Source organism: Duganella callida (genome assembly GCF_004614165.1).
Taxonomy (GTDB): Bacteria; Pseudomonadota; Gammaproteobacteria; order Burkholderiales; family Burkholderiaceae_D; genus Rugamonas; species Rugamonas callida.
In genome coordinates this window covers 1-19,881 of the sequence record NZ_SPVG01000178.1, presented here as the reverse complement: position 1 = coordinate 19,881, position 19,881 = coordinate 1, and the positions used below count along the sequence as shown (strand labels likewise).

Below are 19,881 nucleotides of genomic sequence, written 5' to 3'. Positions count from 1 at the left end.
TCTTGAGTTTTCGCATGGCATCGGATTCCGTCAGCAAGGAGTTGATAGGGCCAGTTTTTTTCGTTTGATGTTCGCAGCAGCATTTTTGAATCTCTGCATAGGGGAGCGATGTGTGCGAACAGCGTTCGAAGCTGCAATATGGCTAAACAAACGCGCTCGCTGTCCCGGTGGCAGCGACGAACGGCGTGTGCCAGATGAATAGCGCCCCTGACTTTCAGTGCTCAGATGCCCCATGACTTTTGCAATGTCGCTGGCTGACATACCCGCGTCCTTACAGCAACGAGAAAGTAGCTCGCGGTAGCAGATCGCTGATACCTGATACTGTTTTCGAGGCCAAATCTCTTTGGAAAGTTCGCGAATCCGTGTCGATATACCCTCGGCATCATAGGTGACCGTGATTCGCTTCTGCTCGTTGCGCTGAAGTGCATGCAAGATAGCCGATAACTCTTGGGGGCGATGCGGCGTATCCGCCGGCGGGCATATCCGCCAACAGACTTGTACTTCGTCCTGGCCGCGAATCGTAGTGCCGTCAAAGTCCTTCAGGATTTTTGCACCGAAGCTTCTGGCCCGAATATATTCTGCGCCGCTACGGTCATGAACGAGGTCAAATGTGATCCCTCGCTCAAGGCTCGCAGGTCTGACACCCGTTACCGCCAGCGCTGCGAGTGGTAACAGCCATTCAGCACCAGCGCCGCGATTGCGGGATTGTGCCGCGTCCCATAGTTTGTCAGCCCATGCCGGAGCAAGATGCCGCATTTTGGTTTTGAATCTCGCCATTTAAGCCTCGTATGTTCATAGTGCTACTGCATGTGTCCGTCTCGCCAGAAGGCTCGACTACCACACCAACCACCCCCGCCGCGCTTCGCACGTCGACCCCGTGAGGGGTGGCCTAGCGAGATACTCCGACTCCCTCTCGGTCGTCGCAGTCCCCCGCTAGGCCCACATAGTCCCACTGGTGGGACTATGTACAAGTCAAAAACAACTGATGCGCGTATTGCGTGAGCTCGGCATCGTCGCTGCGCCTGTACGGCGCAATGCGCTCCTACATGCCTCTCGTAGCGTGTGATGTCGCCCCTTCGGGCTCCACGGCGCTAAAGCGAAATCCCGCCGCGCTGGCGCGTCACAACCGACGACTCTCCGGTCTACATTAACAGGTACGAAGGAAAATATTTCTTGGGAGGGAGCTGATTTCACATTTTTTTGAATCTGAGGCCATTTTTTTATTTTTGACACTCGATGATTGCTTGCTGTGAAGATATCTGTACGATGCTTGATGTGATAGCCGTTGAAGCTAAAAATCTAAACTGAGAATGAGGCCGCACTATGAAGTACACAGTCAATATTCAACATATTGAGCACGCATTGATCGCATTGGGCGGGGAGGCTCGGGCGAAGGCAATTCAAGACTATGTACTTCGAATCTATTGCGGCGGATCTCTGCCGGAGAATTATCAGCACGAGAGGTCGTTCCGACAAACTATCCAGCGAAAGATGGAGGACTATTGCCCGCAAGCCGAAGGCTTTGATGCTACCAAGCGGGAGGCCAAGTTTGTTCGCACAGGACACGGGATATATAAGCACGCGGCTGGTGCAAATCAAAAAGACTTTCCTGCAATTGAGGAGGTTGATGCAACGGATGGACTAACTGAAGGCACAACAAAAGTTATCTCTGTCAACGCATACGAGCGCAATGCTGTCGCCAGAAAGCGATGCATTCAGTATCACGGCTATTCCTGTAAGTGCTGCGGCTTTAACTTTGAGCAAACGTACGGTGAACTGGGCAAGGCGTTTATTCATGTACATCACGTGAAGCCCTTGGCAGAAATCAAGGAAAGTTATGTCGTCGATCCAGTTAAGGATCTAATTCCTTTATGTGCAAATTGTCATGCTATGGTCCATCGCGTCACTCCCGCTTTGGCCGTAGCGGAATTGATTGCGGAGATCAAGGGGAAATAAATGGCCCTACTAGTGATCCTGCCGATGAATGTGTAAAGGAGTCACCACCTGGAATGCGATGACTCCCACATAAGGGGCACGCCCTCTACGCCGCGACAGGCAATACCGGACTTCCAAAAGGTACGATCTTGGCTCCTGATTTTGCAGCGACTAGCTGTGCGCCCCACCAGTCATACAACTCAATTCGCTGGACAAAGCGCTCCCCCCGGTCATAGGCTCGGACAACCTCGTTATCGTGGGCGTGATCCAGTGCCAGTTCCACCACATCACGATCAAAACCAGCATCGCGGGCCAGTGTGGTGAAAGCGCTTCGCCAGCCGTGCGGAGTATGCTTCTTCGCTAGTTTCAACGTCACCCGGTACACTTTTTCGATGGACTCACAGGTAATGTGTTTGCCGTTATCTTGGGGAGATGGGAATACGTAACCCCGACCACCGACCATTCCTCGCCAGCGGCGAAGCTCCGTTACGATTTCTTCACAAAGTGGCAAGCGGTGATCCATTTCACGTTCCTTCACCTTCATTTTCTCCCTGGGAATCGTCCACAATGGTTGATCCGCGTCTAAATCGAATTCGCTCCACTTTGCATCCACGATGTTTCCGATGCGGGCGGCGGTGAACGCACAAAGCCGGTGCGCCATAAGAACAGCGGGCGACAGTCGGGCCATCTCGGCACGGCGAAGAAGATCTCCGAGTGATGCGTAGTCCAGCAGTGCAGGCATCCGACCTGCATTTTTTTTACGAGGCAGAACTTCACGGACTGGCGCCGCTGGATTGTCCCGGCAATGTCCGGTCGCTTGCGCAAACCGAAATACTCCGTTCATGTGTTGAAGGATACGTGTGGCCGTTTCCAGCACATCACGCTTGTGGATCGTTTGCACTGTCACGGCCACCATAGCGGGCGTGATGTTGGCAACGGGTAACTTGCCTAGCGATGGATAAACGTCGCGTTCAAATGCTCGTAACGACTTGTCGAAGTGGGTCTTGCTCCATTCCTTCTTCTTCATTGCAAACCAGTCACCAGCCACTACTTCAAATGTATTGTCGCTGGCGGCGGCGGTAGCTGCCCTGTTCAGTCGTCGATTGATTACCGGGTCTTTGCCTTCCAGCAGCAGGCTCTTAACTTCTCCATGCTCAATCCGAGCTGCGGCGAGCGTTACAAGCGGATATGGGCCTATGGAATAAAGTTTTTCCTTGCCGTCCACACGATACTTGATGCGCCATGTAGCACCACCAGCAGGTGTGATGAACATATGCAGGCCGCCGCCGTCTGCGAGCTTCTTACCCCGTTCTGCCTTGGCTGCAAACGCTTTTACAGCCTTGTCCGTCAGCTTCGATAATCCAATACCCCCAGCCATCATTTCCCTTTCCGTTCGTTTCTACAGGAATCCCCCGTTAATACCCCCAGTATGATTGGATGGCATTGGAGTTGGCAAGACTGGATTGGAGGGCTGCTCATAGGGAGCGCAAAAGAAAACGCCGTCACTTGGACGGCGTTGGATGGTATTGCAGTGTTCGGTGGTGGAGACGGCGGGAATCGAACCCGCGTCCGCAAGCACTCTACAGACAGTTCTACATACTTAGCACTATCATTTAATTTAACCTGTACAACACGGATGTGCACGTTTTGGACAGGCGATTCACCTTAGATTTAGCGCTGCTTCAAGTGACCCGTTACAGCGCGATTCCCTGTAAATGACTCCATAGCTTTTAACGGCCCGCCCCAGGGAAGAAGCGTTTAGGAGCTAACAGCCCTTAGGCTGCCAGTGCGTACGAGTTATCGTTTGCAGTTATTGATTTCTGGGTGTATTTACGAGGTAACCAGCCCTCGGTATGCCCTGTTCTGCTTTGCAACCCACGTCGAAACCAGGTCGTCCCCACAGAACTGCAGTATAACACCAATCGGGCGCCAGAGACGAGGAACGCGCTGTCGGGGACCCGCCGGCGCACAAGAGGCGGTGCGCACTCCCCATGGGGATGTGCCGGACGTCAAACGCCCGTCACATTTGGGCGATAAGATGACGCCAGTTCTCACATAGAACCACCTGTTTAGCCGTCCTCAGCGGCGGCTACTACCGGCGCCGGCGGTCGGGAAATATACCGGCACCATATTCCCTTCAGTGCACATTGATATCAGGGCAGTGGTGGGCACAGAGATGCGGACACTGACTTCGCGGAATGCAACGTCCATCTCGCTGCGGAGCAGTTCCACTGCCGTGTTGTCCATACCGCCCTCCTTCAGCTGCGCGTTGCTGGCCGCCTCCCGATATCGGCCCAACTTAAGCCGCCGATTACACCCTTTTCTGCTTCCACGCAAACGTGCGCAAGGGGGATGTTGTTGCGCCGCAGCACAGTTTGTGTGCTGTTGCCGCCATTAAAGCGGCGCTGGATTAGAATGACACTATCATCACTCACGTCCGTCGCCGCCATGTCCGATGCCGCTGTTGATGCTGTTCCTCACGCGAAGAAACGCGGGCGCCCTCAGAAGGGCGAAGGCGGCGGTCTGCGCGCGCAGCTGATCGAGAAGTCGGCCCGCTTGTTCCGCACCAAGGGCTACGAAAACACCACCGTGCGTGATATCGCCGCCGCGGCCGGCATCCAGGCCGGCAGCTGGTTTTACCACTTCAAGACCAAGCAGGAAATCCTCGCCGCGATCATGGAACAGGGCATGGAGCGCGCCCTCGCCGAGGTCGAGACCATCGCCGCCGCGCCGCTGTCGCCCAGCGCCCGCCTGCACCGCCTGGTGGAAGCGCATCTGCAGACGCTGCTGGCGCCCGATCACCATTTCATCGCGGTGCTGCTGTACGAATGGCGCTCGCTCGATGCCCCGGCGCGCGAGCGTCTGATCGCGCTCAAGGACCGCTACGAGGATGTCTGGGACGAGGCCATCGCCGCCCTGCACCATTCCGGCGACTGGGACATGCCCTCGCAATTCGACCGCCTGCTGATCTTCGGCGCGCTGAACTGGACCGTGCAATGGTACAAGCCCGGCGTCGGCGCCGACGTGCCGCAGCTGGCCGCACAAGCGATGCGCTTCATCCTGCGCAAGCCTTCCGCAGTTGAGGCACAATAGGGCCATCTCCACTGCACAGGATCGCCCTTATGATTTACGAGATCGCCGAAATCACCATCCAGCCCGACGCGCACTCGGCCTTTGAGGCCGCTGTCGATCAGGCGGTATCCATCTTCAAGGCTGCCAAGGGCTGCGTCTCGATGCGCCTGGACCGCGGCATCGAATCGGGAAACACATACCATCTGGTGGTGGGCTGGGCGACGCTGGAAAACCATACGGTCGATTTCCGCGGCAGCCAAGGCTTCCAGGACTGGCGCGCGCTGGTCGGGCAGTATTTCGCCCAGCCGCCGAAAGTGGAGCATTTCTCAACCGTGGTGGCCGGCTTCTGAGACGCCGCCACTCCATAACAAAGGAGGCCATCATGACCCGCACCATTCACCGCAATTTCCCGCAGATGTCCGATGCCGAGAGCGCCCGCAGCGCGCTGCTGTCCAGCGGCTTTCCGCAGTCCAGCGTCAAGCTGACCAAGCATGCCGAGCTGCCGCCCAGCGTGGCCACCAGCACGGTCGGCAATCTGCTCGATTCGCTGACGCCGGGCGGTCCGGCCGCGGCGGCGGCGGCGCGCCACCGCGCCGGCGCCATGCTGTCGGTCGACGTCTACGATGACGACGATCACGACAAGGCCGATTCCATCATGGGCGGCTACGGCGCCACCGAAGCCTGACCGCAGCCTTTACGCCGGGTGGTGAAACACCTGGCGCAGATAGGCCAGGAAGGTCTCGTCGCGCGACACCGTCTTGCCGGGCGAATCCGACAGCTTGGCCACCGACTGGCCGTTGCAGCACACCAGCTTCATGACGATGTTCAGCGTCGGCAGGCCCATGTCGTTGGTCAGGTGGGTGCCGATGCCGAAGCCGGTCATGATGCGGTCGGCGAAGTGACGGTACAGCTGCAGCGCGATCTCGAAGTTGAGACCGTCCGAAAACACCAGCCGCTTGGTCCTGGCGTCGATGCGCAGCGCCGCATAGTGCGCCAGCGCCTTCTCGCCCCACACCACCGGATCGCCCGAATCGTGGCGCAGGCCGTCGAACAGCTTGGCGAAATACAGGTCGAAATCGTCGAGGAAGGCGTCCATGCCGACCACGTCGGTCAATGCGATGCCGAGGTCGCCCCGGTATTCCTGCACCCAGGCTTCCAACGACGCCTTCTGGAAATCGCGCAGCCGCACGCCGAAGGCCTGGAACGATTGCATGTATTCGTGCGCCATGGTGCCGATCGGGATCAGGCCGAATTGCATGGCCTGGTAGACGTTGGAGGTGCCGCGGAAATACTCGGGCACTTCACGCGCCAGGCGCTGCACCACTTCGTCATGCCAGGCGCTGGAGAAGCGGCGCCGCGTGCCGAAGTCGGAAAACTCGAACGGATACCAGCGCGCCGGCTCGTCGCGGCCAAACTTTCTCAAGCGGGCGATCTTGGCGCCCAGGCGCGCGCGCCCTTCCGCCAGCGCGGCCTCCTGGTCGAAGCGGCGGAAATACAGCTCGTTGACGATATACAGCACGTAGATCTCGAAGCCCATCACGTGCACCTGCGGGCCGGAGGCATGGATCATCAGTCGCTCGCCCTCGGCGCGCGCCTCGATGAATTTGCGCTGGAAGCGGAACACCGTCAGGAAGTCGACGAAGTCGCTTTTCATGTAGCGCAGCGAACGCAGATAGCTCAGCTCCTGGTCGGTGAAGCTCATCGAGCACAGGTGATCGAGTTCGCGCTCGATCTCCGGCAGCAGTTCGGTCAGCGGAAACGCTGGCGTGTTGCGGCAGACGAATTCGTATTCGGTGTACGAGTTGGGATGGCCATGCAGCAGCGCCTGCCACATGGTGAATTTGTACAGGTCGGTTTCCAGCAGGCTGCGGACGATGGGCGGCTTCATGCGGGCTCCGCGGCCAGCGGACGGCTGGCGTTGGCCAGCAGCTCAGGCAGCACGTCGGCCGATTGCATCAGCTGCACGCCGCGCGCCTGCATGGCGGCCAGGAAGGCCTGGTACTGGGCGTCGAAGCCGGTGACCGGGCTGATACAGTCGGTCAGCAGCACCAGCTTGGCCAGCGACGCGGCGCCGTATTCCTGCTCGAAGTAGTCGGCGATGTGTTCGACCGTGGCCTTGACGCAGTGGCTGCCGGCCTCGCCGGCAATGTAAATCTGGTCCGCCTCGGCCAGGCCGCGCACGAACTTGTGGTTGAACTGGGTGTCGGGATCGTCCGCGTCCGGCACTTCCGCCATCACCGCCGAGTAGTGCTCGGTCCACGGGTTGGAACCCTTGGCCAGCTTGGCGACGATGCCGAGCGAGGCTTCTTCCCAGTGGCCGTAGGCGGCGCGCACGTCGGGATGGACGTTATGGCCCCAGCTGCCGATTTCACAGTGCACCGGCCACACCATCAGCTTGTAGCGGCCGGCCGCTTCCAGCCGGTCCAGGTAGTTGAGCGCGACCGGCAGGCCGGCCGGATGGCGCGGCTGGTATTTTTGCGCACGCACGTCGGCGCCGCTGATTTCGGTGAACGGCTTGACCGCCTCGCCGTCGGCGGCGAGCCAGAAGGTCGGGTGGGCGATGTCGAAGCGGTGGTGCGAATCGAGGGTGATGCTCATGGCGGTCAGGCCGGCGCGGCCGCGGTTGATCAGGCTGGCCAGGCGCAGCATGTCCTGGTGCGCACCGGGCACCGGCAGCGCGGGCGCCAGCGGCTTGCCGCTGACCGGGTCGAGCGGACGGTAATTGTCAGGCAGGTCGCAAAAATCGTTTTGCGGATCGATCATCAACAGATGCAGATTCCGTTTCATGTAGGGCTCCAGGGCTGTAGGCCTTCATGATACACCGCGCAAATGCAAAAAGCCCCGCGCGGCGGCGGGGCTTTGCCAGACGAAGGCGCAATTTAGGCGGCGATCGCTTCGATCTGTGCGCGGCTCTTGCTCAGCGCGTTATTGACGGCTTCTTCGCCCATGGCCACGCCTTCGGCGACCACGAAGGTCACGTCGGTCATGCCGAGGAATCCCAGCGCCGAACGCAGGTAGGTGGTCACGTGATCGTAGACGGCCGCGGGACCTTCGCTGTAGACGCCGCCGCTGGCGACGAAGATCACGACTTTCTTGCCCTTGACCAGGCCTTCAGGGCCGTTGGCGCCGTACTGGAAAGTGCGGCCGGCGCGGGCCACGTGGTCGATCCAGGCTTTCAGGGCCGAGGTGACCGAGAAGTTGTACATCGGCGCGCCGATGACGATGGTGTCGGCCGCCAGCAGTTCGTCGACCAGGGTGTCGGAAGTCTTGATGGCGAAAGCTTGCTCGGCATTGCGCTGCTCGGCCGGGGTGAAGTAGGCGCCCATCATGGTCTCGGTCAGATGCGGCACCGGATTGGCGGCCAGGTCGCGGGTCACCACGGTGGTCGATGGATCGCGCGCTTTCAACTTGGCGATGTATTCGCCGCCCAGTTGACGGCTCAGGGAGCCGCTGCTGCGTACGCTGCTGTCGATGTGGAGAACTTTTGCCATGATGCTATCCTTTGGGTGTGAGGGAAGTTGCAGGCATCATAGAACGGGTTTAATATCGATGGAATACAGGAAATTTCAATTTTATCTATCGATTTTTTAGATCATGCGCGATCCCGGCCTCCCCTCCCTCGACCAGCTGCGCGTCTTCATTGCCGTCATCGACCATGGCGGCTTTGCCCATGCCGCGCGCGCCCTGCACCGTACCCAGTCGGTGATCAGCTACACCATCGCCAACCTGGAAGAACAGCTCAACGTCGCCCTGCTCGACCGCAGCAAGCGCAAGCCGACCTTGACCGAGGCCGGCAAAGCGCTGCTGGCCGACGCCCGTGCCGTCTCGCTCAAGGTCGACGGCATGCGCGCCCGCGCCAAGGCCCTGTCGGCCGGGCTGGAGGCCGAGGTCTCGCTGGTGGTCGACGTGATGTTCTCTACCTGCAAACTGGTGCGCATCCTGCACGCGTTCCAGAAGGAATTCCCCACCGTCTCCATGCGCCTGCGCACCGAGGCGCTGGGCGCCGTCACCCAGCTGGTGATGAACAAGGAATGTCACATCGGCATCAGCGGCTGGATGCCGGGCACGCCCGACGTGATCGAGCGCCAGGCCTGCGGCTTCGTCACCATGGTGCCGGTGGTGGCGCCCGACCATCCGCTGGCGCAGATCGAGGGCCAGGTGCCGAGCGCGATTTTACGCGAACACACGCAGCTGGTGCTGACCGACCGCAGTCCGCTGACCAAGGGCCAGGATTTCGGCGTGCTGGCGCTGCGCGACTGGCGCCTGGGCGATTTGTCGTCCAAACATGCGCTGCTGCGCAACGGCATCGGCTGGGGCAATATGCCACTGGAATTCGTGCAATGGGACCTCGACGCGGGCCGGCTGGTGCAGCTGGAAATCGCCGAGGGCAGCTCGTTCAGCTTCCCGCTGTACGTGATCCGCCGTGGCGACGAGGAACCGGGACCGGCCACGCGCTGGCTGATGCAGCAGTTCCTCGATCTGGCGCAGTCCGATCTGCATCCGATGAGCGAGCGCGAAGCGGCGGAACTGGCCGCGCACAAGGAACAGATGGCGGCGCAGGCGCACGCCTATCACGCGCTGATCGGCAAGCATGGCGATGCTGAAGCCGCGGCCGAAGCCAACGCCAGCGGCGGCATCAGCGGCCGCGCGGCCGGCAAGGCCACCCGCGCAACGGCGAGCGAACGTGGTCCCCGGCCGCCGGCGGCCGACGCACCGGCCGGGCTGGCAGTGGCCGCGCCTATTTCACTCCGGCCGCGCTGAGCTTGCAGCGCAGGCGGCGGATTTCCTCCGACAGGTCGACCACCAGCGCCGCCACGTCATCATTGGCCTCGAACTGGCGCTCGATCTGGCACAGCCGGCGCGCGCGCACCAGGTCGGCGCTGGTGAAGCGCCAGCCGCCGCTGTCGTCCGCGCCGCCGCCGGCATCCAGCAAGATCCCGGTGCGCACGCGCGCCACCACCCAGTCCGGCTCCACGGCGCAGGCTTGCGCCAGTTCTTCCAGCGTCAGTGCGGCGTCATCGACCAGCACTGCGCTTATGATCGTTTGTCCCATGCTTATCCTCCCGCGCGCGGATTGAAGGCCAGCTCGCGCGCCATGGTTTGATACAGTTCACGCGCCTTGTCGCTGGTGGCCGGCGGCAGCACCACTTCCAGCAGCAGATACAGGTCGCCGGTCTCCTTGCCCGGAATGCCGCGCCCGCGCAGGCGCAGCTTGCGCCCGCTCTGCGAACCGGCCGGCACCGTGACATTGACCTTGCCCGATGGCGTGGTCACCTCGATCTCGCCGCCCAGCGCCAGCTCCCACGGCGCCACCGGCACGGTCTGGTAGACGTCGCGACCGTCGATGCGGTAGCGCGGATTCGGGTTGAACTGGATTTCCAGATACAGGTCGCCCGGCCCGGCCGGGCCGGCCTGGCCCTGTCCCGCCAGCCGCAACTGCTGGCCGGCCATCACGCCTTTCGGGATGTTGACGCTGAAGTTGCGCTCGCGCGTGACGATGCGGTCCTGGGCGTCGCGATCGGCGACCATCATATTGATGGTGCGGGTGGCGCCGTTGTAGGCGTCGGCCAGATCGATGCTGATGGTGGCATGGCGGTCGTCGCCGCGCTGCGGCGGCGCCTGGCGCCGACGGCCGCCGCCGAGATTGGCGAACAGGTCGGCAAAGAAATCGCTGCCCATGGCGTCTTCGAAACCGCCGCCCGCGCCGCCACCGCCGCCGCCGAAGCCGCGGCCCCAGTCCGGCGGCGGGCGGAATTCCTGGCCGGCACGGTACTGGTGGCCGCGGCCCAGGTCGTCGTAGGCGGCGCGCTTTTCAGCATCGCTGAGCACACCGTAGGCTTCGTTGATTTCCTGGGTTTTCGCCTGCGCGTCGGCTTCCTTGCTGACATCCGGATGGTACTTGCGGACCAGCTTGCGGTAAGCCTTCTTGATCTCATCCTCGGACGCGGTCTTGGCCACGCCCAGGGTCTGGTAGTAATCCTTGTATTCCACGTTGCACGCTCCCGTTTGGCGATGTCCTCAGTCTAGCGAAAAACGCGCCGCGGCGTGGTTCGCTTCCTCACTTTGCGGCCGGACGCTTCTCCTTGGCATTTTCGACTTCGCGCACCGAGGACATCATGTTGCTGAAATCCTTGAGTTCGGCGTACTGGCCTTCCTTGAGGATCATGCACTTGCCCTTGAAATGCTTCTCGGCGCAGACTTCCCAGGTGCCCTTCTGCACCACCACGCTGGCAGTCTTGTCGTTGAAGCCCTGCAGATCCAGGTCCGGCACGGTTTCATGCAGGGTGATGGCCGGCCCGCCGAAATGGTCGCGCGTGTAGAGCGTGATGTCACCTGCCCAGACGGCAGAGCAGGACATCAGACAGACGACGGCTAACACTTTTTTCATGGGACAAGCTCCGGTACGGTGGCAGTGCGCATCATACCGCGCAAAAGTGTTGCCAACACAGTAAAATTCAAGCTTTACATTTAGTTACGTCCTTATGCCGCACACCTTCACCCTGCCCAACATCCGCCGCGAAGTCAGTTCCCTGTGGCGGCTGGCCTGGCCGGTGCTGATCGGCCAGCTGGCCAATGTGGGCATGGGCGTGGCCGACGTCGCCATGACCGGCCACACCAGCGCCGACGAGCTGGCGGCCGTGTCGCTGGGCGCCTCGGTGTGGGCCATCATCCTGGTCACCGTCACCGGGGTGATGATGGCCACCAACAGCATCGTCGCCCACGATGTCGGCGCCGGTGCGCTGGACAGGGTGCCGCACGCGGTGCGCCAGGCACTGTGGAAGGCGCTCGGCGTGGGCCTGGTGGCGGCGCTGCTGGCCAACCTGGCGACGCTGGTGTTCGACCATCTGCAGCTGACGCCGCACGTGCACGCGCAGGCGGCGCTGTTCGTGCACATCATCAGCATCGGCCTGCCGCCGTTTGCCGCCTACCGTGCGCTGTACGGCTACAGCACCAGCATCGACTACACGCGGCCGGTGATGGTGATCGCGCTGATGGGCTTGTGCTTCAACATCTTCGTCAACTGGCTGCTGATCTATGGCCACTGGGGCCTGCCGGCGCTGGGCGGGGTCGGTTGCGCCGTCTCCACCGGCCTGTGCATGTGGCTGATGCTGGGCGCGATGCTGTTCTGGATGCGCGTGGCGCCGCAGTATCGCGCCACCTATCCGTTCACGCATTGGGAAGGCCCGCACTGGCCGGAGATCCGCTCCATGCTGCGCCTGGGCCTGCCGATCGGCGTCACCTATTTCGCCGAGGTCAGCGCGTTCGGCGCGGTCAGCCTGCTGGTGGCGCGCTACGGCGTGGTGGAGGTGTCGGCGCACCAGATCGCGCTGAATTTCAGCTCGCTGACCTTCATGGTGCCGCTCAGCTTCGGCATCGCCCTGATCACCCGCGTCGGCCAGGCCATGGGCGAAGGCCAGCCGGTGCGCGCGCGCTTCGTCGCCTGGGTCGGGGTCGGCATGGCGATGGCGTTCGGGGTGCTGTCGGCGCTGGGCGTGGTGCTGTTCCGCCACCAGATCGCCGCCGCCTACACGTCCGACCTGGCGGTGCAGACCTTGTGCGTCTACCTGCTGCTGTTCGCCGCCCTGTTCCAGCTGGCCGACGCCACCCAGGTCGCCACCTCCAGCGCCATCCGCGGCTACAAGGTCACGCGCCAGCCGATGCAGATCCAGCTGCTGGCGTTCTGGGGCTTCGCGCTGCCGCTCGGTTGCTGGCTGGGCCTGGGCCACGACATGGCGGCGGCCGGCTTCTGGATCGGCCTGACCATCGGCCTGACGGTGGCCGCCGTACTGCTCAGCTGGGCGCTGCACCGGCTGGCGCTGGAACGCGTGCGGGAAGGCTGACGCCGAAGGAAAAACGGTTTTCCGGGCAGGATTCCCAATCTTGCCGTCTCGCCATGGCCGTGTGCGTCTGGTATCGTCTCGGATTCTGCCAATGAGAGAGACCCCATGCGCTTCATATTTTGCTTCCTCGCCCTGCTGTCGGGCACCGCCGCGGCGGAAAAACTGACCCTGGACCGTATCCACAGCGATCCGTCGCTGAGCGGTCCGGGCGTGCGCAGCCTGAAAGTCTCGCCGGACGGCGCCCGCGTCACCTTCCTGCGCGGCCGCGAAGACAACCAGTTCCAGCTCGACCTGTGGGAATTCAACCTGAAGGACAAGAGCACCCACCGCCTGGTCGACTCCAAGACGCTGGTGCCGGAAGAAAACCTGTCCGACGCCGAGAAGGCGCGCCGCGAGCGCGAGCGCATCGCCGCCTTCAAGGGCATCCTCAGCTACAACTGGTCGCCGGACGGCAAGCGCCTGCTGGTGCCGATCGCCGGCAATCTGTACCTGATCGACGTGGCCAAACCGGACAGCGCGCGCATGGTCGCTTCCGGCAACGTGTTCGATCCGAAAATCTCGCCGCAAGGCCGCTACGTGTCCTTCGTGCGCGACCAGAACCTGTTCGTGATCGACCTGAACACCGGCAAGGAAAAGCAGCTGACCACCGACGGCAAGGGCACCATCCACAACGGTGAAGCCGAATTCGTGGCACAGGAGGAAATGGCGCAGACCACCGGCTACTACTGGGCGCCGGACGATTCCGCCATCGCCTTCAAGCGCTATGACGAGGCGCCGGTGCCGGTGGTGCGCCGCTTTGAAATCTTCGCCGACCGCACCGAGGTGGTCGAGCAGCGCTACCCGGCCGCCGGCGATCCGAACGTCCTGGTCGAGCTGAAGATCGTTTCGCCGGAAACCGGCGCGATCCGCGACGTCGACCTGGGCGCCAACAAGGACATCTATCTGGTGCGCGCCGACTGGGCCGGCAACAGCAAGTCGCTGCTGTTCCAGCGCCAGAGCCGCGACCAGAAGAAGCTGGAGCTGGTGTCGGTGGATGCCGCCTCGCTGCAGCAAAAGGTGCTGATCACCGAAACCTCGCCGACCTGGGTCAGCATCTTCGATGACCTGCGCTTCCTGTCGAACAACAAGGGCTTCGTTTGGTCGTCCGAGCGCAGCGGCCGCAAGCACCTGTACCTGTACGACATGAACGGCAAGCTGCAGCACGCCGTCACCAAGGGCGAATGGGGCATCGACCGCCTGCTGGCGCTGGACGAAAAGAACGGCCGCGTGTTCGTGCAGTCGAACCGCGACAACGTGGTCGACAGCCAGACCTATATGCTCAAGCTGGACGGCAGCAGCGCCGACAAGCCGGTGCGCGTGACCCAGGGCGACGGCTGGCACGATTCGGCCTTCGCCCGCAATGGCGAAGTGTTCGTCGACACCTATTCGAATCCGGACACGCCGCCGCAAGTCAGCATCCGCGCGCCCGACGGCAAGATGATCGACTGGCTGGAGCACAACGAGCTGAACGCCAGCCATCCGTACTACAAGTTCCTCGACGCGCACTTGAAGACCGAGTACGGCACCATGAAGGCCAAGGATGGCCAGACGCTGTACTACTCGATGGTCAAGCCGGCCGGCTTCGATGCGTCGAAGAAGTATCCGGTGTTCCTGTCCACCTACGGCGGCCCGCACTCGCAGCACGTCTCGCGCAAGTGGGGCAACCTGTTCGACCAGTACATGGCGCAGCAGGGCTTCATCGTCTGGCGCCTGGACAACCGCGGTTCGTTCCGCCGCGAGCGCGCCTTCACCGATGCCAACTACCACCAGCTGGGCCGCGTGGAAGTGGAAGACCAGCTGACCGGTATCGAGTGGCTGGGCAAGCAGAGTTTCGTGGACGCCAAGCGTATCGGCGTGTTCGGCTGGAGCTATGGCGGCTTCATGACCCTGCGTCTGCTGTCGGAAGCGTCGGACAAGATCGCGATGGGCGTGTCGGTGGCGCCGGTGACCGACTGGTCGCTGTACGACACCCACTACACCGAGCAGTTCATGGGCACGCCGAAGGAAAACGCGGCCGGCTACGACTACAGCGGCGTATACTCGCACGTGGACGGACTGAAATCGCCGCTGCTGCTGATGCATGGCATGGCCGACGACAATGTGCTGTTCACCAACACCACGCGCATGATCGACGCGCTGGTCAAGCGCAACGTGCACTTCGATCTGATGACCTACCCGGGCGCCAAGCACGGCATCTCCGGCCGCGCGCCGCAGCGCCACGTGTACGGCAACATCGAAGCCTTCTTCAAGAAGAATCTGATGCCGGAATCGGGCAAGTAAAAAAGCAAACAGCCGCTGATCTCAGCGGCTGTTTTTTTAAGCGCTGCCGCAATCAGTTGCGGTTGCCTTTGACGATATCTTCAGCGGCGTCCTTGGCGTCGCCATAGCCTTTCTGGATTTTGCCTTCAGCCTGCTTGTTCAGGCCCTTGGCTTGCTGCTCCGAGCTGCCGACCAGCTTGCCTGCTTCTTCCTGGATTTTACCGCCGACTTCTTTGGCTTTACCTTTGACTTGGTCCTTGTTCATGATGAACTCCTTGATAAGTGTTGAAGCTAAAGGACACACAGCAAAGTGCTGCATGCATGGAGTTCACTATAGTCGCTTCATGGACGAGCTTCTGTGCGCTTCCAAACACTGGCCAACCAAGGCTGTTGATCGCGCGGCAAACCGGCGGGACGGTAGTAATGGTGCACCGGGATAAAACCTGCTGCGGTCAGGTAACGTTCCCACGTCTCGTAATCGTAATAGCTGCCGTAGCGCGGGCCATGCCAGCCTTCCTGATTGTGGCCGCGCGGGTTCGAACTGAACAGGATGCCGCCCGGCTTGAGCGCGGCGTGCAACGCCTTCAGTACTGTCGGCAGCGCCGCGCTCGGCACATGAAACAGCGAGGCGTTGGCGTAAATGCCGTCGAAATACTGCGCCGGCAGCTCGAGTTGCACAAAGTCCTGCCGCCAGACTTCGCAACCGCTGTAGGCGCGGGCCATGTCGACGAAGCGCTGGGCGCCATCGATGCCGATCGCGTGGTGCCCCCTTTCGCGGAACACCTTCAAGTCGCGTCCCGGCCCGCAACCGAGGTCCAGCAAGGTGCAAGGCGCCGGCGTGTCGATCGCATCCAGCAAGGCGGCGATGTTCTGGCTGACGTCGTGGTCGATAGTGCCGGCGAAGAATTGCTCGGCCGTGCGTTCATAATGATCGAGCGTGGTCTGGGTGATTTTTTCGATTTCCATGCCGGCAGTATAGGAGGATGGGCTAGCACTGAAAAGCGACGAATCGCCATCAAAGCACTTCTATCGCCGCTGGAATCGCTATATAGTTAGCCTATAGCAACGCGCTAATCACCAAGGAGATAAATATGAAACTTGATGCCCTGTTCCAGAATCCAACTGCGTTGCCTACCGCGCCCAAGGTCGTGGAAGAGCTGATCAGCAGTTTCGACAAGGCCAGCGTCTCGACCGAAGAGATTGCGAAGAAATTGTCGACGGATCCGGTGCTGAGCGCCAAGCTGCTGCGTCTGGCCAATTCGGCCTACTACCACGTCTCGCGCAGCATCGGCACCGTCGAGGACGCCGTGCTGATGCTGGGCTTCGTCACCGTCCGCACGCTGGTCATCAGCTCCGGCCTGGTCAGCGGCTTCAAGACCGTGCCGGGCCTGGACCTCAAGCAGTTCTGGAAATACAGCCTGCACACCGCCGTGTGCGCCAAGTGGATTGCCAAAAAGACCAAGGAAAACACTGACCTCGCCTTCACCATCGGCATGATGCACGCCATCGGCCAGCTGGTGCTGCACTCGGCCGCGCCGGAACAGGCGATGGCGCTGGACAAAGTGGCCGGGCCGATGGATTCGCGCCGCCTCGACGCCGAACGGGCATCGCTGGGCTATACCTTCGCCGACGTCGGCGCCGAACTGGCCAAACGCTGGAAATTCCCGCCCACCTTCTCGGAAACCATCGCCGCCTACCCCGAACCGATGCATAACGGCGAGCTGAACCGGCTGGCCGCGGTGGTCGCCCTGGCGGCCTGGCGCGCGCGCGTGGCCCAGGCCGATCTGAGCGACGAGGAAATCGAAGCCTGCTACCCGGTCGATCTGGCCGAGGAACTGGGCCTGGACGACGATGCCCTGATCGATGACATGCCGCCGCCGGACGAACTGGCCGCCGGCCTGGATGAGCTGGTCGCCTGAAGTTATTTTTTCCACATCAAAATCCGCCTGTTTTGCCCCAGGCGGATTTTTTTCGATTTTTTTTCAAAAAACCCTAAAGTTCCCCGTTAAGCCGACGTTAATCCAGACATGCGGTAATCCGTCCGCAGGATAACTCAAAGCCAGGGTGAGCAGAATGACCTCTTCCGAAGTCCTCTCGATGTACGAAAACATTGCCGGTTTGACCAACCAGATGGCGGCCGCCGCGCGCATGGGAGACTGGAATGGCCTGAGCAAACTGGAAGGCCAGTGCGCCGACCAGGCGCGCGCCAGCGAAACCGGCGTGCCGGCCCTGAGCGGCGCCCAGCGTCTGCGCAAGATCGACCTGCTGAAACAGATCCTGGCCAACGACCGCGAAATCCGCGACATCGCCGATCCGTGGATGAACCAGATTCCCGGCATGGCGCGCCAATAAGCCATCATCGCCCCAACAAAAAAGCGACCCGCGGGTCGCTTTTGTTTTATCAGCTGGCCAGCGCCACCTTCAACGACAGCGCAATGCCCTGCGCCGCCTTGGTGATCTCGTCGAGCGACGGGAAGCTCGGCGCGATGCGGATGTGGCGGTCTTTCGGATCGACGCCGTAGGGGAACGCCGCGCCGGCCGGAGTCAGCGTGATGCCGGCCTCCTTGGCCAGCGCCACCGTGCGCCTGGCGGCGCCGTCCGGCGTCACCAGATCGATGAAATAGCCGCCTTCCGGACGGGTCCACGAGACGCCGGGCACCTCGCCCAGATGCTGCTGGAACTGTTCCAGCACCGCATCGAACTTCGGTTTCAGCAGCTGGCGATGCTGTTCCATCAGCGCTTCCAGGGTCGGCACATCCTTCAGCAGCTGGACGTGGCGCAGCTGGTTGATCTTGTCCGGGCCGATGCTGCGGATGCCGGCATGTTTGGTCCACCAGGCGATGTTGGCCGGCGACGCGGCCAGCGCGGCGATGCCGGAGCCGGCCCAGCTTACCTTCGACGACGACGCGAACACAAACGCGCGGTCCGGATTGCCGGCCTTGGCGCAGGCATCCAGGATATTGGCCACGGCCAGCTTGTGCTCGCCCAGGTGATGGAAGCGGTAAGCGTCATCCCACATCAGACGGAAATCGGGCGCGGCGGTCTTCATCGCCGCCAGGCGCGCGACCACCTGATCGGAAAACACCACCCCACCCGGGTTGGAATACTTGGGCACGATCCACATGCCCTTGATGCTGGCGTCTTGCGCGACCAACTGCTCGACCAGATCCATGTCCGGACCCTGCTGGTTCATCGGCACATTGATCATCTTGATGCCGCGCGCCTCGCAGATCGAAAAGTGGCGGTCATAGCCGGGGACCGGGCACAGGAAGGTGACCGGCTCCCGCACCCACGGCGCATGGCCGGGCGCGCCGTTCAGCAGATGGTAGACGATCACATCGTGCATCAGCGACAGGCTGGCGCTGCCGTCGACCACCACCTGCGCGGCCGGCACATCCAGCAGCTGCGCGAACAGCGCGCGCGCCTCGGGAATACCGACGGTGCCGCCGTAATTGCGCAGATCGGTGCCATCGGCGCCCTTATAGCCGTCGAGCGCGTCGAGCAGCGCATTCGACAGGTTCAACTGCTCCGGCGCCGGCTTACCGCGCGACATATCGAGTTTAAGGCCGAGTTGCTTGAATGCTTGATACTGATCTGCTGCGCTCATTGTGGCTCTTTCAAGGATGGGAAAAATGGCGCCAAACACTATACCCGAGAAGCAACCGCCGAGTCAGAGCTTACAGCTATAAGCTTATGCCCAAGTCGGCTCTGCCCCCGATCTACTGCATCACGGATTCGGGGGTGATTTCTTCTTCGGCGGGGACAGGTTCCGCGGCTTTTTTCTTGCGGAAGCCTTGCCAGATTTTCAGCGGGCCTTTGCCGGCCTGCTTTTGCTTGCGGCGCCACCAGAAGACGCCGCCGCCGAGCAGCGCCAGCACGCCGGCGCCAGCCAAGGCCAGCGGCAGCATGCTGCTCGGCTCTTCTGGCGGCTTTTCCTTTTTGTATTTCAATTTGGGCAGGACACGCACCTGCTTGGTCGGCACCGGCGGCTTGGCGGGAGCGCTCGCCGCCTCGCCGGCTGCGGCTGATGCCGCCGCGCTTGCGCCTGCCGGAGCTTCAACCTTGGCCGCATGGGCTTCCTGCTCGCCATGGCCGGACAGGCTGGCCGCCGTACTCGCGCCTGCCGGCGCATCCTTGTCATGCGCGTCGGCCTTGGCTGGCGCCTCGCCGTGGCCCGACGCCGCAGGCGGTGCGACGGACGGGGCGGATGATGGCGTCGCCGGTTTGGCGGCAGAGGCCGGCGCGGCCGCGGCGGCGGCGCCACCCAGCGCGCCTTGCAGCGCCTTCAGCTTGCCTTCCAGCTCGCTCAGCTTGCTCGTCAGTTCTTCGTTGTGACGGTCCAGCGCCACGCATTCCTTGGCCGGCATGCCGCCCGGCGCACACGATACCGGCGCCGGCCGCTTGACGCCCTTGGGCAGCGGCAAGGGCGCCAGCGGCATCAGCGCCTGGGCGATGTTGGTCGGTACCGCAGCGTCCGTCGCCGGGGCGGGCGCCTTGATCGGCTTGCCGGACGGCGAAACCCAGACGCCGGCAATGCGCTGCGGCTCGCCCGCCTCCTCGGACGCGCCAGGGGCCGGCGATGAGGCGGCGGCCTGGGCCGACTTGCGCGCCTGCCCCGCCGCCTTGATTTCGCCGGGCTGCCCGGTTTCCGCCTCGTGCATGGATGGCAAGGGTGCCGCCTTGCCGCGCTCTTTCACCGGTGGCGACGCCGGCAGGGATGGCGCCGCCGTCACGC

The 19,881-nt window shown here is 62.2% G+C and carries 21 protein-coding genes and 1 other RNA gene; 9 read left to right on the top strand and 13 right to left on the bottom strand.

What is annotated here, in order from left to right; translation table 11 throughout:
- Positions 1-30 precede the first annotated feature (30 nt).
- Positions 31-777: a hypothetical protein gene (locus E4L98_RS17150; protein WP_135202763.1), complete on the bottom strand. Its 747-nt coding sequence runs from the start codon at positions 775-777 to the stop codon at positions 31-33.
- A gap of 546 nt (positions 778-1,323) precedes the next feature.
- Between E4L98_RS17150 and E4L98_RS17145 the strand changes: the two genes are divergently transcribed.
- A complete protein-coding gene (locus tag E4L98_RS17145; RefSeq protein WP_135202762.1) occupies positions 1,324-1,956 on the top strand; it encodes an HNH endonuclease in 633 nt (210 codons plus the stop codon).
- 85 nt (positions 1,957-2,041) lie between these two features.
- Here E4L98_RS17145 and E4L98_RS17140 read toward each other — a convergent pair whose 3' ends face one another.
- Together E4L98_RS17140 and ssrA are read right to left on the bottom strand one after the other, a co-directional pair.
- A complete protein-coding gene (locus tag E4L98_RS17140; protein ID WP_135202761.1) occupies positions 2,042-3,316 on the bottom strand; it encodes a tyrosine-type recombinase/integrase in 1,275 nt (424 codons plus the stop codon).
- A 158-nt stretch (positions 3,317-3,474) separates the two neighbouring features.
- Positions 3,475-3,834, bottom strand: a transfer-messenger RNA (tmRNA) gene (gene ssrA / locus E4L98_RS17135).
- 516 nt (positions 3,835-4,350) lie between these two features.
- On the opposite strand from ssrA, the gene E4L98_RS17130 reads away from it, so the two are divergent.
- The 3 genes from E4L98_RS17130 to E4L98_RS17120 are packed head-to-tail and all read left to right on the top strand — an operon-like array spanning position 4,351 to position 5,692.
- Positions 4,351-5,028: a TetR-type transcription factor C-terminal domain-containing protein gene (locus tag E4L98_RS17130; RefSeq protein ID WP_229257428.1), complete on the top strand. Its 678-nt coding sequence runs from the start codon at positions 4,351-4,353 to the stop codon at positions 5,026-5,028.
- Between the two features lie 29 nt (positions 5,029-5,057).
- Positions 5,058-5,357 (top strand): antibiotic biosynthesis monooxygenase family protein, encoded by a 300-nt coding sequence (locus E4L98_RS17125; protein ID WP_135202760.1) that lies wholly within the window; start codon positions 5,058-5,060, stop codon positions 5,355-5,357.
- 32 nt (positions 5,358-5,389) lie between these two features.
- Entirely contained in the window at positions 5,390-5,692 is a 303-nt protein-coding gene (locus E4L98_RS17120) for a hypothetical protein (RefSeq protein ID WP_135202759.1), read from the top strand.
- A gap of 9 nt (positions 5,693-5,701) precedes the next feature.
- On the opposite strand, the gene pncB is transcribed toward E4L98_RS17120, so the two are convergent.
- The 3 genes from pncB to E4L98_RS17105 all read right to left on the bottom strand — a co-directional run bounded on the left by pncB (position 5,702) and on the right by E4L98_RS17105 (position 8,498).
- Positions 5,702-6,895 (bottom strand): nicotinate phosphoribosyltransferase, encoded by a 1,194-nt coding sequence (gene pncB / locus E4L98_RS17115; protein ID WP_135202758.1) that lies wholly within the window; start codon positions 6,893-6,895, stop codon positions 5,702-5,704.
- Entirely contained in the window at positions 6,892-7,794 is a 903-nt protein-coding gene (locus tag E4L98_RS17110) for a cysteine hydrolase family protein (protein WP_135202757.1), read from the bottom strand. The genes pncB and E4L98_RS17110 overlap by 4 nt, the downstream gene beginning before the upstream one ends.
- 92 nt (positions 7,795-7,886) lie before the next feature.
- Positions 7,887-8,498: an FMN-dependent NADH-azoreductase gene (locus tag E4L98_RS17105; RefSeq protein ID WP_135202756.1), complete on the bottom strand. Its 612-nt coding sequence runs from the start codon at positions 8,496-8,498 to the stop codon at positions 7,887-7,889.
- 103 nt (positions 8,499-8,601) lie between these two features.
- Between E4L98_RS17105 and E4L98_RS17100 the strand changes: the two genes are divergently transcribed.
- Entirely contained in the window at positions 8,602-9,768 is a 1,167-nt protein-coding gene (locus tag E4L98_RS17100) for a LysR family transcriptional regulator (RefSeq protein ID WP_135202755.1), read from the top strand.
- Here the strand turns inward: E4L98_RS17100 and E4L98_RS17095 are convergent.
- The 3 genes from E4L98_RS17095 to E4L98_RS17085 form a co-directional block, all read right to left on the bottom strand.
- Complete coding sequence (locus tag E4L98_RS17095) at positions 9,746-10,060, bottom strand: MerR family transcriptional regulator (RefSeq protein ID WP_135202754.1); 315 nt, start codon at positions 10,058-10,060, stop codon at positions 9,746-9,748. The two genes, E4L98_RS17100 and E4L98_RS17095, sit on opposite strands and share 23 nt — an antisense overlap.
- A gap of 2 nt (positions 10,061-10,062) precedes the next feature.
- The gene (locus tag E4L98_RS17090) at positions 10,063-10,998 is read right to left on the bottom strand and encodes a DnaJ C-terminal domain-containing protein (protein WP_135202753.1); all 936 of its coding nucleotides are present in this window, start codon (positions 10,996-10,998) and stop codon (positions 10,063-10,065) included.
- 67 nt (positions 10,999-11,065) lie between these two features.
- Positions 11,066-11,395: a beta/gamma crystallin-related protein gene (locus E4L98_RS17085; protein ID WP_135202752.1), complete on the bottom strand. Its 330-nt coding sequence runs from the start codon at positions 11,393-11,395 to the stop codon at positions 11,066-11,068.
- A 94-nt stretch (positions 11,396-11,489) separates the two neighbouring features.
- Between E4L98_RS17085 and E4L98_RS17080 the strand changes: the two genes are divergently transcribed.
- On the top strand, positions 11,490-12,848 hold the full coding sequence (locus tag E4L98_RS17080; RefSeq protein ID WP_135202751.1) for an MATE family efflux transporter: 1,359 nt from the start codon (positions 11,490-11,492) through the stop codon (positions 12,846-12,848).
- Positions 12,849-12,953: 105 nt separating this feature from the next.
- On the top strand, positions 12,954-15,167 hold the full coding sequence (locus E4L98_RS17075) for a S9 family peptidase (protein ID WP_135202750.1): 2,214 nt from the start codon (positions 12,954-12,956) through the stop codon (positions 15,165-15,167).
- 52 nt (positions 15,168-15,219) lie between these two features.
- Here E4L98_RS17075 and E4L98_RS17070 read toward each other — a convergent pair whose 3' ends face one another.
- Both E4L98_RS17070 and E4L98_RS17065 read right to left on the bottom strand, forming a co-directional pair.
- Positions 15,220-15,411: a CsbD family protein gene (locus E4L98_RS17070; RefSeq protein WP_135202749.1), complete on the bottom strand. Its 192-nt coding sequence runs from the start codon at positions 15,409-15,411 to the stop codon at positions 15,220-15,222.
- Between the two features lie 77 nt (positions 15,412-15,488).
- Entirely contained in the window at positions 15,489-16,112 is a 624-nt protein-coding gene (locus E4L98_RS17065) for a class I SAM-dependent DNA methyltransferase (RefSeq protein WP_135202748.1), read from the bottom strand.
- A gap of 125 nt (positions 16,113-16,237) precedes the next feature.
- Here E4L98_RS17065 and E4L98_RS17060 point away from each other — a divergent pair, with 125 nt between their 5' ends.
- Both E4L98_RS17060 and E4L98_RS17055 read left to right on the top strand, forming a co-directional pair.
- Positions 16,238-17,065 carry an HDOD domain-containing protein gene (locus E4L98_RS17060; RefSeq protein WP_135202747.1) on the top strand — a complete coding sequence of 276 codons (828 nt, stop codon included), beginning with the start codon at positions 16,238-16,240 and terminating at the stop codon, positions 17,063-17,065.
- Between the two features lie 154 nt (positions 17,066-17,219).
- The gene (locus tag E4L98_RS17055) at positions 17,220-17,498 is read left to right on the top strand and encodes a flagellar protein FliT (protein ID WP_135202746.1); all 279 of its coding nucleotides are present in this window, start codon (positions 17,220-17,222) and stop codon (positions 17,496-17,498) included.
- A gap of 49 nt (positions 17,499-17,547) precedes the next feature.
- Here E4L98_RS17055 and E4L98_RS17050 read toward each other — a convergent pair whose 3' ends face one another.
- Positions 17,548-18,753 carry an aspartate aminotransferase type Ic gene (locus tag E4L98_RS17050; RefSeq protein WP_135202745.1) on the bottom strand — a complete coding sequence of 402 codons (1,206 nt, stop codon included), beginning with the start codon at positions 18,751-18,753 and terminating at the stop codon, positions 17,548-17,550.
- Between the two features lie 112 nt (positions 18,754-18,865).
- Positions 18,866-19,881 (bottom strand): LPXTG cell wall anchor domain-containing protein (locus E4L98_RS17045; protein WP_135202744.1); only part of this gene is annotated, 1,016 nt, incomplete at its 5' end.